We start from the raw sequence: 14,481 nt of genomic DNA on the forward strand, positions 1-14,481 counted from the left end.
CAGGGTCAGCGGCCGGGATCGGCGGCGGGCCGGGGCCGGGGTCAGGGGCCGGCGGTGGGCAGCGGGGCGAGGTCGGGGCGCTTGGGCGCGACGCCGTCGCCCGAGGAGCGCCGGTTGATGCGCCTGCCGATCCACGGGCCGAGGTAGGTCCTGGCCCAGCGCAGGTCCTCGCGGCGGGCGGCCGTCCAGACCGGCGGCCGCCTGGCCGGGTAGGCCTCCCGCCAGTCCTCCGCCACCGGCACGCCGAGCACCTCGGCGGCCCGCAGCGCCACCCGGCGGTGGCCGTCGGGGCTGAGGTGCAGGCGGTCGGCGTTCCAGGCGCGCGGGTCGCGCAGGACCGGCATCGGCCACAGGTCCACCAGCAGCGCGTCGTAGCGGCGGGCGATGTCGTGGATGTGCAGGTTGTAGACCTCGATCTTGGAGTGGGCCAGCCGCATCACCGGCACGTGCCGCAGGTCGAAGCCGGTGAACATGAGCACCCGGCTGCCCGCCTCGGTGAGCGTCCTGACGCCCTCCTCCAGCCGCCTGGCCACGGACGCCGGTCCGCTGCCCGGCCGCAGGATGTCGTTGCCCCCGGCGCACAGCGAGACCAGGTCGGCGCCGAGCTCGACCGCCTTCGGCACCTGCTCCGACACGATCTGGTCGATCAGCCGGCCGCGCACGGCGAGGTTGGCGTACCGCAGTGCGGGCTCCCCGGCCCGGCGGCGGTCGGCCTCGATGTGCTCGGCCAGCCGGTCGGCCCAGCCGCGGAACCCGTGGTCGGCCGGGTCCTCAAGTCCTTCGGTGAAACTGTCCCCTAGGGCGACATACGAAGTGATTCGTCCCATGACCGGATAGTTTGCCAAGGACCTTTGTCCTTACGCGACCGTAACCCCCGGCTACCACCCGTCGCGCCCGATCTGTTACTGGTTAGGACATGAGACGCGTGCGGCTCCGGCGGGACATCCCGGTCCCGATGCCCGACGGTGTGACGCTGCTGGCCGACCATTACGCCCCGGGGCACGGGCGGCCGGGCCCGGCGGTGCTGATCCGTTCGCCGTACGGCCGGCGCGGCCTGTTCGGCTGGATGTACGGCCGCGGCTTCGCCAGGAACGGCTTCCACGTGCTGATCCAGAGCTGCCGGGGCGGCTTCGGCTCCGGCGGCAGCCTCGACCCGCTCGGCGACGAGCACGACGACGGCCTGGCCACCATCGCCTGGCTGCGCGAACAGCCCTGGTACGGCGGCTCGTTCGCCATGTTCGGCCCCTCCTACCTCGGCTACGCCCAGTGGGCCGTCGCCGCCGAGGCCGGGCCTGAGCTCAAGGCCATGGCCACGCAGATCACCGCCTCCCAGTTCAGGGACGCCGCCTACGTGGGCGGCGCGTTCGCGCTGGAGTCGACGCTGAGCTGGACCACGCTGACCGACACCATGACGCGCCGCTTCGTCGGCGGGGCCGCGATGCTGACCGCCCCCAGGCTGACCCGCCGGGCCGTGCTGTCGGGGCGGCCGGTGGCCGAGCTGGACCTGGCCTCGGCGGGCCGGCCGCTGCGGTTCTTCCGCGACCTGCTGGCCCACCACGCCGACCCGGCCGTGCCGTACTGGCACAAGCGCGACTTCTCCCTCAAGGTCGGCGAGGTGGAGGCGGCGGTCACCATGCTCGGCGGCTGGTACGACGTGTTCCTGCCCTGGCAGCTCAAGGACTACGCGGCGCTGCGGGCGGCCGGGCGGCGGCCGTACCTGACGATCGGGCCCTGGTACCACGTCGACTCCCGGCACGGGCGGCCCTCGAAGGCCGAGGCGCTGGCCTGGTTCCGCGCCCACCTCATGGACGACCCGTCCGGCCTGCGGGCGGACCCCGTGCGGCTGTACGTCACCGGGGCCGGGGAGTGGCGCGACTACCCCGACTGGCCGGTGCCGGGCATGCGGGAGCAGCGCTGGCACCTGCGGCCGGGCGGCGGGCTGGACCCGCGCGAGCCGGAGGAGGCCGGGTCCGACCGGTTCCGCTACCACCCCGCCCATCCGACGCCGGCGATCGGCGGTCCCGTGCTGCTGGCCGACTCCAGGCCGCGCGACCAGCGGCGCCTGGAGGCCCGCCGCGACGTGCTGGTCTACAGCTCGGCGGCGCTGGAGGCGGACGTGGAGATGATCGGCCCGGTGCACGCCGACGTCCACGTCCGGTCCAGCACGCCGCACGTGGACGTCGTGGTCCGGGTCTGCGACGTGCAACCCGACGGGCGCTCGCTCAACCTGTGCGAGGGGGTGCGCCGGCTGACCGCCGTCGAGGGGAACGGCGACGGCGTGCGCCGCGTCCGGGTGGAGTTGTGGCCGATCGGCCACCGGTTCCGGCGCGGCCACCGGATCCGGGTGCACGTGGCGGCCGGCGCGTACCCGACGATCGCCCGCAATCCGGGCACCGGCGAGCCGGTGGGCGCGCCCGGCGGCCCGATGGTGCCCGCCGACGTCGAGGTGTTCCACTCCCCCGCCCGCCCCTCGGCCGTGGTGCTGCCGCTGTGCGCGCCGCGCGGCTGATGTCGCTGGTCCTGCTGTTGCAGGCCAGGGGCGGGATGACGGCGGCCGAGCTGGCCAGGGAGCTGGAGGTCTCCGAGCGCACGGTGCACCGCGACGTGCTGGCGCTGTCGGAGGCGGGCGTGCCGGTCTACGCCGACCGCGGGCGCGGCGGCGGCTACCGGCTGCTGGACGGCTACCGCACCCGGCTGACCGGGCTGGACCGGGCCGAGGCCGAGGCGCTGTTCCTGTCGGGGGTGCCCGCGGCGCTGCGCGAGATGGGCTTGCAGGAGGTGGCTGCGACGGCCCGGCTCAAGGCCGCCGCGGCGCTGTCCCCCTCGCTGCGCGACGCCCCCGCCACGGCCGCGCAGCGTTTCCACCTGGACGCGCCCGGCTGGTACGCCGCCGACACGCCGCCGCCCCCGGCGCTGGCCCCGCTGGCCAGGGCCGTGTGGAACGACCTGCCGGTCACGGTGGTCTACAAGGAGCGCACGCGGGAGCTGGAGCCGTACGGGCTGGTGCTGAAGGCGGGCGCCTGGTACCTGGTGGCCCGCCTCGGCGAGCGGTTCCTGATCTTCCGGGTGGACCGCATGGGGGACGTCCGCGCCCGCGAGCCGCGTTTCGAACGGGACGCGGACTTCGACCTGGCCGCCTTCTGGGCCGGGCAGGCGGCCGAGTTCAGCCGCTCCCTGCTCAGGGACGTGATCACGTTGCGGCTGACCCCGGCCGGCCGGCGCATGCTGCGCTATGTCGCCGACCCGGCCGCCCTGGACGACGCCCTGGCCTCGCTCCAGCCGGACGGGACCGTCCACCTGGCCGTGGAGTCGGTGCGGGTGGCCTTCACCCAGGTGCTGCGGTTCGGCCCGGAGGCCGAGGTGCTGGCGCCGGAGGAGCTGCGCGCCCAGGTCGCCGACGCCGCCGCCCGCATGGCCGAGCTCTACCGGCGCTGAGGACGCCCGCGTGACCGGGCTCCACCTGCGCTGAGGACGCCCGCGTGACGGGGCTCCACCTGCGTCGAGAACTGCCCGGCCGCGCGGCGGCGGTCAGCGGTAGTCCTCCCAGCCGCCGTCGCCGCCCTTCTCCATGACCTCGGCGATGTAGCGCCACACCTGCGGCCGGCTGCCGTCCACGTCGGTGACGCCGTACGCCTCGGCCAGCTCGCCGCTGGTCACCGAGGAGCCCGACCACCTGCGCCGGTCGGGATCCCGGGCCAGGGCGGCCACGCCGCGGCCGACGTAGGCGGGGGTCTCGGAGACCATCCACGCGCGGTCCGCCTTCGCCTCGTGCCAGTTCTCCTCGGTGACGCCGAAGCCCTCCAGCATCGCCTCCGAGCGCAGGAACCCGGGCGTGACGGCCACCGCCGTCCCGCCGTACGGGCGCAGCTCGTGGGACCAGGCGAAGGCCAGCCGGTTGACCGACAGCTTGGCCAGGTCGAAGTAGACGTTCTCGCGGTAGCGGGTCCGGTGGAACTCCCAGGTGCCGTCGGTGACCTCCACGACCAGGCCGCCCTCGTGCCGGATCAGCAGCGGCAGCAGGTGGCGGGCGCTGATGAGGTGGGTGTCGACGGCCAGCCTGAGCAGGCGCAGCCCGTCGTCCAGGTCGTGCTCCCAGACGGGGGTCTCCCACTTCCACAGGCCGTCGCCGCCCCACACGTCGTTGACCAGCACGTCCAGCCGCCCTTGTTCCCGCTCGACGCGGGCGGCCAGCCCGGCCACCGCCGCCGGGTCCAGGAAGTCGACGGGGACCACGATGCCCGTCCCGCCCGCCGCGCTCACCAGCTCGGCGGTCTCCTCGATCGTCTCCGGACGGTTCATCTCCGAACGTCGCTCGCGCGTGCTGCGTCCGGCGCAGTAGACCGTCGCTCCGGCCGCCCCGAGGGCGACCGCCATTCCTCGTCCCGTTCCGCGGGTCGCGCCCGCCACCACAGCAATCACGGGCACGATCGTGGCCCGGATACCCGCCACCTCCTGTCATGTTTTCCATCCGGACGCTGTGATAAGTAGTTGATTACCATGAACAGCGAATTCGAGCTCCGCGGGGTCAACCACATCGCCCTGGTCTGCTCGGACATGAAGCAGACCGTCGACTTCTACTCCGGCGTGCTGGGCATGCCGCTGATCAAGACGATCGAGCTGCCCCTGGGCTGGGGTCAGCACTTCTTCTTCGACTGCGGCGGCGGCAACGCGCTGGCCTTCTTCTGGTTCCCCGACGCGCCTGAGGGCGTGCCGGGGGTCTCGGCGCCGAAGAACCTGCCGGACCGGGGCGAGCTGCTGTCGGCGGTCGGCTCGATGAACCACATCGCCTTCGACGTGCCGCCCGAGCGCATCGAGGAGTACCGCGACCGGCTGGTGGCCAAGGGCATCGACGTGGGCGTGCTGCTCAACCACGACGACAGCGAGTTCGGCGTGGCGCCCGCGATGCACGAGGGCGTCTTCGTCCGGTCCATCTACTTCAAGGACCCCGACGGGATCCTGGTGGAGTTCGCCGCCTGGACGCGGCCGGTCGGGCAGCCGGGCGACGTCCGGCACGAGCCCAGGACCGCCGCCGACCGGACCGTCTGATGCCGCGCCTGCGGCGGGTGCCGCCCGAGGAGGTGACCGACCCCGTCGTCCGGTTCTTCCACGACCGGCTGCTGTCGCCCGACGGCACGGGGACCGCGACCGGCTCGCCGGGCGACTGGTGGACGGTCTTCGCCCTCGACCCCAAGATCTTCCGCCACTGCGTCAAGGGCTTCCAGATCTACCGGGAGTCCCGGCTGGACCCGGTGCTGCGCGAGCTGGGGCAGACCAGGGCGGGCTGGGCGCGGCAGAGCCAGTTCGTCTACTCCCAGCACTGCAAGCAGCTCAGGGCGCTCGGCGTGCCCGAGGAGAAGGTGCGGGCGGTGGCCTCCTGGCAGGTCAGCGACCGGTTCGGCGAGCTGGAGCGGGCGGTGCTGGCCTACACCGACGGCCTGGTGCTCGACGGCGGCCGGGTGCACGACGAGGTGTTCGCCGTGCTGCGCGCCCACCTGCCCGACGAGCAGATCCTGGAGCTGACCTACATCGTCTGCCTGTACGAGATGCACGCCACCATGGCCCGGGCGCTGCGGCTGGAGTTCGACGACCGCCCCGACCCGATCACCGAGGTGCCCGCTCCCGAGGGGTACGGCACGCGCGACATCGCCGACGAAGTGACCGTTCGTCGCGAGTAGCCGACCATTCGCCGATCGCCCCGTTCCGCGCGGCGCGGGAGCGACTTAACGTGCCGTTGGCGAGGGGTGGCTTTGGTCTCGCATATTGAGATTTCATCTCGACATTTAGGCCAAACCGTAATGTTCCGGACATTGGGTTTAATACCACCGGAAAGCTAATCTCCCTCCATTGACGACGTTGTCAGGAGCCGGTCAACACGCCGCTCCTGATCCCCCAATCGGAGGGCCGATGACTACCGGGGAATCCGGGCAGCCGCCGCGTACCGACCGCAGCCCGTGGAACTGGCTGCTGGTCGTGCCGATCGTGCTGCCGCTGCTGACGTTCCTGTTCAACTCCGACGAGCCGCGCCTGCTCGGCTTCCCGCTGTTCTACTGGCTGCAGCTCGCCTTCATCGTGGTCGGCGTCGGCTGCACCACGATCGTCTACAGGATGACCAAATGAGCGGGCACGTGACCGAGCTGGTCGTCTTCGGGCTGCTGTTCATCCTGGTCAGCGGCATGGGCTTCGTGGCGGCCCGCTGGCGGCGGCCCACCGACCTGGCCAGCCTCAACGAGTGGGGCCTCGGCGGCCGCAGCTTCGGCTCGTGGGTCACCTGGTTCCTGGTCGGCGGCGACCTGTACACCGCCTACACGTTCGTGGCCGTGCCCGCGCTGGTGTTCAGCTCCGGCGCGCTCGGCTTCTACGCGCTGCCCTACACCGTGGTGGTCTACCCGCTGGTGTTCCTGGTGCTGGCGCGGATGTGGTCGGTCTCGCACGTGCACGGGTTCGTCACGCCCGCCGACTTCGTCCGGGCCCGGTTCGGGTCGCCGACGCTGGCGCTGCTGATCGCCATCACCGGGCTGGTGGCCACGATGCCGTACATCGCGCTGCAGCTCGTCGGCATCGAGGCCGTGCTGAAGTCGATGGGCATCACCGGGCACCTGCCGATCATCATCGCCTTCGCGATCCTGGCGGCCTACACCTACCAGTCGGGCCTGCGCGCGCCCGCGCTGATCGCCTTCGTCAAGGACGCGCTGATCTACATCGTGATCCTGGCCGCGGTCATCTACATCCCGGCCAAGCTGGGCGGCTGGGGCAACATCTTCGACATGGCGCAGGCCAAGTTCGACAAGACCCCCGCGCCGGGCGACGGCATCCTGCTCAACGGCGCCAACCAGCTCCAGTACGTCACGCTGGCCTTCGGCTCGGCCCTGGCGCTGTTCCTCTACCCGCACAGCCTCACCGGCGTGCTGGCCTCCAAGAACCGCAACGTCATCAAGCGCAACATGTCGGCGCTGCCCGCCTACAGCTTCGTGCTCGGCCTGATCGCGCTGCTCGGCTTCATGGCCATCGCGGCCGGCACCAAGCCGGTCGGCGGCGACCCGAACACGATCGTGCCGAACCTGTTCGACCAGCTCTTCCCCGACTGGTTCGCCGGCGTGGCGTTCGCGGCCATCGGCATCGGCGCGCTGGTGCCGGCGGCGATCATGTCGATCGCGGCGGCGAACCTGTTCACCCGCAACATCTACCGCGAGTACATCAACAAGCAGGCCACCGACGCCCAGGAGGCCAACGTCTCCAAGGTCGTCTCGCTGGTGGTCAAGGTGGGCGCGGTGCTGTGCATCCTGCTGCTCGACCCGCAGTTCTCGATCGACCTGCAGCTCATCGGCGGCGTGATCATCCTGCAGACGCTGCCGTCGGTGGCGCTCGGCCTGTACACCCGCTGGTTCCACAAGGGCGGCCTGATGGCCGGCTGGGCCGCGGGCCTGGCGGCGGGCATGTGGATGCTCTACCTCATCCCCAACCCGGCCAAGGGCAAGGAGCACTTCGGCGGCTCGGCCTTCGGCCTGTCGAACCTGGGCCTGGACACCAAGATGACCCTCTACGCGGGCTTCCTCGCGCTGATCGTCAACCTGGTGGTCGCCGCGGTCGCCACGCTGATCTTCCGGGCGGCCAAGGTGGCCGACGGCGAGGACGCCACCCGGCGCGGCGACTACTTCGCCGACGAGGGCGACCCGGGCGTCAAGGACCTGGACCTGGCCGGGTCCCACTGACGCTCACGGCTGCTGGAGGTAGCCGGGATCGGCCACCTCCAGCTTGGCCCGGACGGCCTGGACCAGGGCGGCGGTGAGCGCGTCGTCGCCGTCGAAGCGGCCCGCGCGGACGGCGGCGGCCAGCTCGGCGTCGTCGGCCACGCCCAGCGCCGCCAGCCGCGCGGCGTGCTCGGCGGCCTGGTCCTGGCCCAGCTCGATCTCCCGCTCGACCATGGCCAGCACGTTGATCGCCACCCGCGTGTGGAAGCGCACCCGCCCCTCGACCGCGGGCAGCACGTCGTCCCGCAGGAACCCGCGGACGGCCGCGACGAGCTGCGCGGCGGTGGGCACGTCATGGGGCTGCGCCATCGGCGGCACTCCCGTCCCTCGGCTCCGGAGCCGTACGCCCGCGCACGGCCAGTCGTGAGCCCAGGCATAAGGATCGTTCCCCCTGCCTGTCAAGGCCCCCGGCCCGTGGATGACCTTTCTCCACCCCCGGGACGACAGACCTTCCCCCGCGATCGGCGTGTCTCTACCGAACCGCCCCTACCGGCGGTGGCGGGTCCCCGCGCGACGATGGCACGCTTCCCGAGCGGCCCGGCCCTCCGGGGTCACGCGGACGGCCCGGACGGCTGGGAAAGTCGCCCGGCGCAGCTCCCGGCCCCCGGCTTCCCGGGCCGCTCAGCCGCAGTCAACCCGAGGGAGCGCAGCATGAACGACGACGTACGCGTCAAGGCCTGCCGCATCAACGACCACGTGGAACTCATCCACGACTCCTCCCCCGACGTGATCCTGGAGATCCCGCGCCGCGACTGGCAGCACTTCCTGGAGGCGGTCAGGTCGGGCGCGTTCGAGCTGGAGGTACTGCCCCGCAAGGCCGAGGAGAACGCGGCCTGACCCCGTCCCCTCCGAAGGGTCCGGCGGCCGCGGATGCACTGCGGCCGCCGGGCCCTTTCCCGTGCCACGGCGGGTCCACAGCGGGTCCGCGGCGGGTCTGCGGCGGGTCTGCGCGGTCCGGGCGGGCGCGGGCGGCACGATGGGGGCCGGTTCTGTCGGTGGGCACGCGTACGGTCGTCCCAACCGGACGGTGGGTGGTATGTCGGTGACCGAGGAGCAGGCCGCGGTGCTCGCCCTGACCAGGGCCACCGCCGGGCCGTGGCACCACACCGCGCGGGTCGTGGAGGCCCGGGGCAGCGCGCTGCGGCTGGCCCGCGGCGACCTCGGCGGGCTCGGCGAGCCCGACAGGGCGCACGCCGCGCGGGTCGTCGCGCGGCTGCGGCCGGGCGACCTCGGCCGGGCCGAGGCGCTCATCGCCTCCTGCCCCGCCGCGCTGGTGACCGTCCTCGACGACGGCTATCCGGGCAACCTGGCCGCCGCCTACAACCTCCAGCCGTTCCTGTGGGTGCGCGGCCGGTTGAGGGGCTGCGACCACCGGTCGGTGGCGGTCACCGGCGACGCCCCCGGCGCCTGCGCCGGGGCCCGCGCCCTGGCCGCGGCCGGCCTGACCGTCGTCTGCGACGCGCCACGCACCGCCGCCGCCGCGATGACGGCCGGAGGCCGCGCCATCATGGTCGCCCCGCACAACAGCCGGCCGGTGACCGAGGAGCCCGACGCCCTGACGGTCGGCCCCGACGGCGGACGGCAGGTGACCCCGGAGCCCCAGGCCCTGGGGGGCGGGCCGGGCGGGGGCGGGGCCCTTGTGGTGGTGTCGGCGTTCTGGCCGGGCACTGTTGTGACGGACCGGACGCGGGCGGTGGCCGGGCTGGTGACCAGCGGGATGGCCGCCGCGTTCTACGCCGGTGGCGCGGGCGACGGCGAGCGGGCGGCGATGGCGCTGTCCCAGGGCAAGCACGTCTTCGCCGCGCCCGGCCTGCCCTGGACGCCCCGCCTGGCCTACCGGGGAGGAGTCACTGTCGTAGCGGGCATTGACGACCTGGCGCGCCAGGCGGTCAATCTTGTAGATGTGACCCGGCTGACGACCGTCTTCTGACCATGGGCGACGCCCGCGCGGTGACCGAGGCGTACCTGCAGATCTTCCGCAACGTCCCGGCCGCCGGCCCCGGCGTCTGCCGGATCTGCCACACCGGCGCCGGCGGGCCGTCCGGCCTCTGCGTCACCTGCGGGGTCACCACCCAGGGCCTGTACCGCCACACCGAGCACGTCGTGCCCGTCTCGCTGTGCGTGCGCGACGGCGACGGCGCCCAGTTGCACGCGATCGTCACCCGCCGCAGGGACCCGCCGGGCAGCGTGCGGCGGGTGCCCTTCCTGGCCGCCACCGTGGCGCGCTTCCACCGGGCCCACTCCGCCTGCCTGACCCGGCTGGCCGGCGGCCCCTTCACGATGGTGACCACGTTGCCCGGCACCCGGCTCGACCGGCCCGTCGAGGTCTTCGGCCCGATGCCGCGGATCGTCGACATGGTGGGCGGCCTGCGGGGGCTGCACCGTCCCGTGCTGATGGCGGGGTCGGCGCAGGCGGCCGAGAATCTCGCGCGGCGGCGTTCGGACGAGCGGGCCTTCCAGGTGCTGGGCCGCGTCGACGGCGCGCGGGTGCTGCTGGTGGACGACCTGTTCGTCTCCGGCGCGCACGTCCAGAGCGCGGCCTCGGCGCTCTACCTGGCCGGGGCGCGGGCGGTGGTCGCGCTGGTGATCGCGCGGCTGGTCTTCCCGCGCGCCGGCGGCGAGACCGCCCGCCTGTGGGAGCGGGCCTGCGCCGAGCGGTTCGACTTCGACCGCTGCTGCTGCGCGGGCGCGCCGACCGTTGACCGCGCAACGGATTTCGGTTGAGATCACCCCATGAGCTTCGCCGTACCCGAGCACGTCCGGCCGATCCGCGACGCCGTGCGCGCGTTCATGACCGAGCGCGTCGAACCGGCCGAGGAGGTGCTGCACGAGGGCGGGCCGCGGGCCGCCGCCACCATGGCCGGGCTGCGGGACGAGGCCAGGAAGGAGGGCCTGTGGGCCCTCGGCCACCCGCGCGAGCTGGGCGGCGGCGGCCTGCCGTTCCTCGACTACGTCTACGTCAACGAGGTCCAGGGCCGCAGCGAGTACGGGCAGCTCGCCCTCGGCACGTTCACGCTCCAGGACTCGCTGATGCTGCACGAGCACGCCTCCCCCGAGCAGCGCGAGCGCTACCTGGAGCCGCTGGTGCGCGGCGACATCTCGCCCAGCTTCGCGATGACCGAGCCGGAGGTCTCCAGCAGCGACCCCACCCAGCTCACCACCTCCGCCGTGCTCGACGGCGACGAATGGGTGATCAACGGGCACAAGTGGTTCACCACGGGCGCGTCGGCGGCGGCGTACACGACCGTGATGTGCCGGACCGAGCCGGACGCGCCGCCCCACCGGGCCTTCTCCATGATCCTCGTGCCGACGGACACGCCCGGCTACACGATCGTGCGCGAGACGCCGGTGCTCGGCCTCGGCGGCGCGCACTGCGAGGTGCGCTACGACGACGTGCGGGTGCCGGCCGCGAACCTGCTGGGCGAGCGCGGGCACGGCTTCGTCATCGCCCAGCGGCGTCTCGGGCCCGGCCGGATCTTCCACTGCATGCGCTGGCTCGGGCAGGCGCAGCGGGCCTTCGACCTGATGTGCCGGCGGCTGCACGCGCGCACCGCCTTCGGCGAGCCGCTGGCGGCCAAGCAGCTCATGCGGCAGCACGTGTTCGACTCCTACACCGAGATCCAGGCCGCCCGCCTGCTCACGCTCCAGGCCGCCGAGGCCGTGGACGCCGGCTCGCAGGCCCGCGTCGAGATCGGCGCGATCAAGGTGGTGGGGGCGCGCATGCTGCACAACGTCATCGACCGGGCCGTCCAGGTGTACGGCGCGGCCGGCCTGACCCCCGACACGCCGCTGGACCGCATGTACCGGCACGCCCGCGCCGCGCGCGTCTACGACGGCCCCGACGAGGTGCACATCGACGCGGTCGGCCGCCGCCTCCTGGGCGCGTACGCGGCCGGCGGGGCCTGGGAGTTCGGCCCGCGATGAACCGCGTCGAGACGATCGTCCGCGAGGTGTACGGCCCGGAGGCGGCCGTCCCGTACGCGGTCAGGCTGCCCGGCGGGGCCTCCAGGGAGACCTGGGCCCTGGACGTGGTCGTCCCCGGCGGCGACCGGCACGAGCTGGTGCTCCGGCTCGACGGGCCGAGGGCCGCCCTGGAGGCGGGTACGGGACTGGCCGAAGAGGCGCGGCTGATGCGGGCGGCGTCCGCCGCCGGAGTGCCCGTCCCGCACGTCGTCGCCGCCGGCCCGCCCGCCCAGCCGCCCGCCGGGTCGTACGTGCTGATGAGCCGGATCCCCGGCGAGACCATCCCGCGCCGGATCCTGCGGGACGAGGCGTACCGGGAGGCCCGGCCGAGGCTGGCCGCCCAGTGCGGGCGGGCGCTGGCGGCGATCCATCGCATGCCGCTGTCATGCCTGCCCGAGCCCGAGCCCGAGCCCGAGCGCGCGCCCGAGCCCGCGCCCGACCCCGCGACCGAGCCCGCGACCTCCTCAGAGACCGCGCCGCAGAGCGTGCCCGCTGACCCGCTGCGCCGCTGGCGTGACGTGCTGGACCTGACCGGCGAGCCGCACCCGGTGTTCGAGCTGGCCCTGCGCAGGCTGGAAGCCGACCGGCCGCCCGCCGTCCCGGCGTGTGTCGTGCACGGCGACTTCCGCAACGGCAACCTGATCGTCGGCCCGGAGGGCGTCCGGGCCGTGCTCGACTGGGAGCTGGCCCACGCCGGCGACCCGCTGGAGGACCTGGGCTGGCTGTGCGTCAAGGCGTGGCGGTTCGGCTCGCCGCTGCCCGTGGGCGGGTTCGGCGGCTACGCCGAGCTGGCCGCCGCCTACGAGGAGGCCGGCGGCCCGCCCGTCGACCTGGACGCGCTGCGCTGGTGGGAGACGTTCGGGGTGCTGAAATGGGGGATCATCTGCGTCATGCAGACCATGCGGCACCTGCGCGGCGGCGCCTCCTCGGTGGAGCTGGCCGCCCTCGGCCGCCGCGCCTGCCAGAACGAGTGGGACCTGCTCGGCCTGCTGACCTGACCGGGCCGCCGCCCGTCCGTCAGGCCGCCGGGCCTCAGCCCACGGCGACGGCCGCCGCGATCACGTCGACCAGCCCCTCCACCACCTGCGAGCGGTCGACCTCCGGATGCTCCAGCCACCAGTCGCCCGTCGTCTGCACCATGCCGACGAACGCGTGGCCGAGCACCTGCGCCCGCACCGGGTCGGCCACCACCCGCTCGTCGGCCAGCACCCGGCCCAGCTCCTCGCCCAGGCCGCGCACGAGCGAGGTCATGTGGGAGCGGATGCGGGTGTCCTCGGCGCTGGCCCGGTGGAACAGGAAGCGGTAGAGGTCGAGGTTGGCCGAGATCAGGTCGAGATAGACGCCGATGGCGGCGCGGGCACGGGCCCGCAGGTCGGTGCCGGGCCCGGCGAACTGCGGGCGGAGCTGGGCGATGACCGTGCGCACGTGGCGGTCGGCCAGCGCCTGGTACAGGCCGCTCTTGTCGCCGAAGTGGCGGTAGAGGACGGGTTTGGTGATGCCGGCCTCGGCGGCGATGGCCGCCATCGACACCTCGGGACCCTCGGCCAGGATGGCCCGGTCGGCGGCGTCGAGCAGCGCCCTGCGCCGGTCGGGGTCCCGTCTGCTCATCTGCTCAGGATAGATCGCAGACGACGCGGCAGCAGCGCCGAGAAGACCAGTAACGCGCCGGTGTAGGCGTACAGGCCGGTCGCCCCGGCGAGGGTGCCGGGGGGCTCGGCCCACGGCGGCTCCCACAGGCCGGGCAGCGCGGCCGCCAGGCCGATCGCGGCCCGCAGGTCGAGGGCGAACAGCACGCCCGCCACCGCCAGCGGCAGCCCGCAGGCCAGCGCCGCGGCGGGCCAGGCGGCCAGCAGCGCGACGATCAGGGCCGCCGCCGCCAGCAGGCCCGGCCCGGCCGGGGCCGGGGCGAAGGCCGCCTGCCCGGCCCGCAGCGCCCTGGCGCCCGCCTCGGTCAGGTAGTAGACGGGGGGAACGGCGGCCAGGCCCACGCCGACGCCGATCAGAACTCGTACCTCACCGGTCACAGAGGCCATCGTCCCCCGCTCACGCGCGGCTCACGCGGCGGTTAGGTTTTTGGGCATGAAGAACACCGGCACAGGCCCAGGCGTCATCACCCCCGACGGATCCCCGGTCGAGTTCTACACCCTCCTCCGGCCCGGCCGCGACGCCGAGATCGTCATCCGGGAGACCCCGCCGGGCGGGTCCGTCCTGGAGCTCGGGGCCGGTGTCGGCAGGGTCACCCACGCGCTCGTCGAGGCCGGGTTGCAGGTGGTGGCCGTGGACGAGTCCGCCGAGATGCTGGCCCACGTGCGCGGGGCCGAGACCGTGCACGCGCGGCTTCAGGACCTGCGGCTCGACCGGCGCTTCGACACCGTGACGCTGGCCTCCCAGCTCGTCAACGTCGTCGACGTGGAGGTCAGGCGGTCCTTCCTGGCGGCGTGCGCGCGGCACGTCAAGCCGGGCGGGGCGGTGCTCGTCCAGTGGATGACGGCCGAGCGGCACGACGGCTGGCGGGCCGGCTCGGGCCGCAAGGACGGCGACGTCACGATCACCCTGGCGCAGGTCGAGCAGATCTCCCCCGCCGTGTTCGCCGCGACCATGCGCTACGAGCACGGCGACCGGGTCTGGACCCAGTCGTTCACCTCGCGCCGCATGACCGACGACGAGCTGGCCGACGCCCTGGCCGCCGAGGGGCTGCGGCTGGAGCGGTTCGTCACCGAGGACCGCATGTGGTTCCTGGCCCGGCCCTTTACATCGTAGATTTCGGTGT

Annotated in this window: 17 protein-coding genes; 12 read left to right on the plus strand and 5 right to left on the minus strand. The window is 73.6% G+C overall.

Translation table 11 applies throughout. From position 1 onward, the window contains the following. Positions 1–41: 41 nt before the first annotated feature. On the minus strand, positions 42–827 hold the full coding sequence (locus tag ACIBQ8_RS07490; RefSeq protein WP_397174015.1) for an SGNH/GDSL hydrolase family protein: 786 nt from the start codon (positions 825–827) through the stop codon (positions 42–44). Between the two features lie 89 nt (positions 828–916). Between ACIBQ8_RS07490 and ACIBQ8_RS07495 the strand changes: the two genes are divergently transcribed. Continuing rightward, a complete protein-coding gene (locus ACIBQ8_RS07495; RefSeq protein ID WP_397191460.1) occupies positions 917–2,509 on the plus strand; it encodes a CocE/NonD family hydrolase in 1,593 nt (530 codons plus the stop codon). Then, positions 2,491–3,435 carry a helix-turn-helix transcriptional regulator gene (locus ACIBQ8_RS07500; protein ID WP_397174011.1) on the plus strand — a complete coding sequence of 315 codons (945 nt, stop codon included), beginning with the start codon at positions 2,491–2,493 and terminating at the stop codon, positions 3,433–3,435. Before ACIBQ8_RS07495 ends, ACIBQ8_RS07500 begins: the two co-directional genes overlap by 19 nt. 93 nt (positions 3,436–3,528) lie before the next feature. Here ACIBQ8_RS07500 and ACIBQ8_RS07505 read toward each other — a convergent pair whose 3' ends face one another. Beyond that, a complete protein-coding gene (locus tag ACIBQ8_RS07505; RefSeq protein ID WP_397191461.1) occupies positions 3,529–4,419 on the minus strand; it encodes an SDR family oxidoreductase in 891 nt (296 codons plus the stop codon). Between the two features lie 78 nt (positions 4,420–4,497). Here ACIBQ8_RS07505 and ACIBQ8_RS07510 point away from each other — a divergent pair, with 78 nt between their 5' ends. From ACIBQ8_RS07510 to mctP, 4 genes are all read left to right on the plus strand, one after another. Beyond that, entirely contained in the window at positions 4,498–5,046 is a 549-nt protein-coding gene (locus tag ACIBQ8_RS07510) for a VOC family protein (RefSeq protein WP_358286477.1), read from the plus strand. Beyond that, a complete protein-coding gene (locus ACIBQ8_RS07515) occupies positions 5,046–5,675 on the plus strand; it encodes a carboxymuconolactone decarboxylase family protein (protein WP_387675525.1) in 630 nt (209 codons plus the stop codon). Before ACIBQ8_RS07510 ends, ACIBQ8_RS07515 begins: the two co-directional genes overlap by 1 nt. 229 nt (positions 5,676–5,904) lie before the next feature. Next, entirely contained in the window at positions 5,905–6,117 is a 213-nt protein-coding gene (locus ACIBQ8_RS07520) for a DUF3311 domain-containing protein (RefSeq protein ID WP_352329975.1), read from the plus strand. Continuing rightward, a complete protein-coding gene (gene mctP, locus ACIBQ8_RS07525; RefSeq protein ID WP_397174007.1) occupies positions 6,114–7,709 on the plus strand; it encodes a monocarboxylate uptake permease MctP in 1,596 nt (531 codons plus the stop codon). Before ACIBQ8_RS07520 ends, mctP begins: the two co-directional genes overlap by 4 nt. 3 nt (positions 7,710–7,712) lie before the next feature. On the opposite strand, the gene ACIBQ8_RS07530 is transcribed toward mctP, so the two are convergent. Beyond that, a complete protein-coding gene (locus ACIBQ8_RS07530) occupies positions 7,713–8,057 on the minus strand; it encodes a DUF6285 domain-containing protein (protein ID WP_397174006.1) in 345 nt (114 codons plus the stop codon). 342 nt (positions 8,058–8,399) lie between these two features. Between ACIBQ8_RS07530 and ACIBQ8_RS07535 the strand changes: the two genes are divergently transcribed. The 5 genes from ACIBQ8_RS07535 to ACIBQ8_RS07555 all read left to right on the plus strand — a co-directional run bounded on the left by ACIBQ8_RS07535 (position 8,400) and on the right by ACIBQ8_RS07555 (position 12,709). Further along, positions 8,400–8,585, plus strand: a complete 186-nt coding sequence (locus ACIBQ8_RS07535) for a hypothetical protein (RefSeq protein WP_397174004.1) — start codon at positions 8,400–8,402, stop codon at positions 8,583–8,585. A gap of 199 nt (positions 8,586–8,784) precedes the next feature. Further along, positions 8,785–9,678, plus strand: coding sequence for a hypothetical protein (locus ACIBQ8_RS07540; RefSeq protein ID WP_397191462.1), 894 nt, complete (start codon positions 8,785–8,787; stop codon positions 9,676–9,678). A gap of 2 nt (positions 9,679–9,680) precedes the next feature. Next, entirely contained in the window at positions 9,681–10,472 is a 792-nt protein-coding gene (locus ACIBQ8_RS07545; protein WP_397191463.1) for a hypothetical protein, read from the plus strand. A 9-nt stretch (positions 10,473–10,481) separates the two neighbouring features. Beyond that, the gene (locus ACIBQ8_RS07550) at positions 10,482–11,672 is read left to right on the plus strand and encodes an acyl-CoA dehydrogenase family protein (protein WP_397173999.1); all 1,191 of its coding nucleotides are present in this window, start codon (positions 10,482–10,484) and stop codon (positions 11,670–11,672) included. After that, the gene (locus ACIBQ8_RS07555; protein WP_397191464.1) at positions 11,669–12,709 is read left to right on the plus strand and encodes a phosphotransferase family protein; all 1,041 of its coding nucleotides are present in this window, start codon (positions 11,669–11,671) and stop codon (positions 12,707–12,709) included. The genes ACIBQ8_RS07550 and ACIBQ8_RS07555 overlap by 4 nt, the downstream gene beginning before the upstream one ends. A 34-nt stretch (positions 12,710–12,743) precedes the next feature. On the opposite strand, the gene ACIBQ8_RS07560 is transcribed toward ACIBQ8_RS07555, so the two are convergent. Together ACIBQ8_RS07560 and ACIBQ8_RS07565 are read right to left on the minus strand one after the other, a co-directional pair. Then, positions 12,744–13,319 (minus strand): TetR/AcrR family transcriptional regulator, encoded by a 576-nt coding sequence (locus tag ACIBQ8_RS07560; protein ID WP_397173995.1) that lies wholly within the window; start codon positions 13,317–13,319, stop codon positions 12,744–12,746. After that, positions 13,316–13,735: a hypothetical protein gene (locus ACIBQ8_RS07565; protein ID WP_397173994.1), complete on the minus strand. Its 420-nt coding sequence runs from the start codon at positions 13,733–13,735 to the stop codon at positions 13,316–13,318. The genes ACIBQ8_RS07560 and ACIBQ8_RS07565 overlap by 4 nt, the downstream gene beginning before the upstream one ends. 55 nt (positions 13,736–13,790) lie before the next feature. Between ACIBQ8_RS07565 and ACIBQ8_RS07570 the strand changes: the two genes are divergently transcribed. Then, entirely contained in the window at positions 13,791–14,471 is a 681-nt protein-coding gene (locus tag ACIBQ8_RS07570) for a class I SAM-dependent methyltransferase (RefSeq protein WP_397173992.1), read from the plus strand. Positions 14,472–14,481 lie beyond the last annotated feature (10 nt).

Origin of the sequence: Nonomuraea sp. NPDC049646 (assembly GCF_044465525.1) — a bacterium.
Classification (GTDB): domain Bacteria; phylum Actinomycetota; class Actinomycetes; order Streptosporangiales; family Streptosporangiaceae; genus Nonomuraea.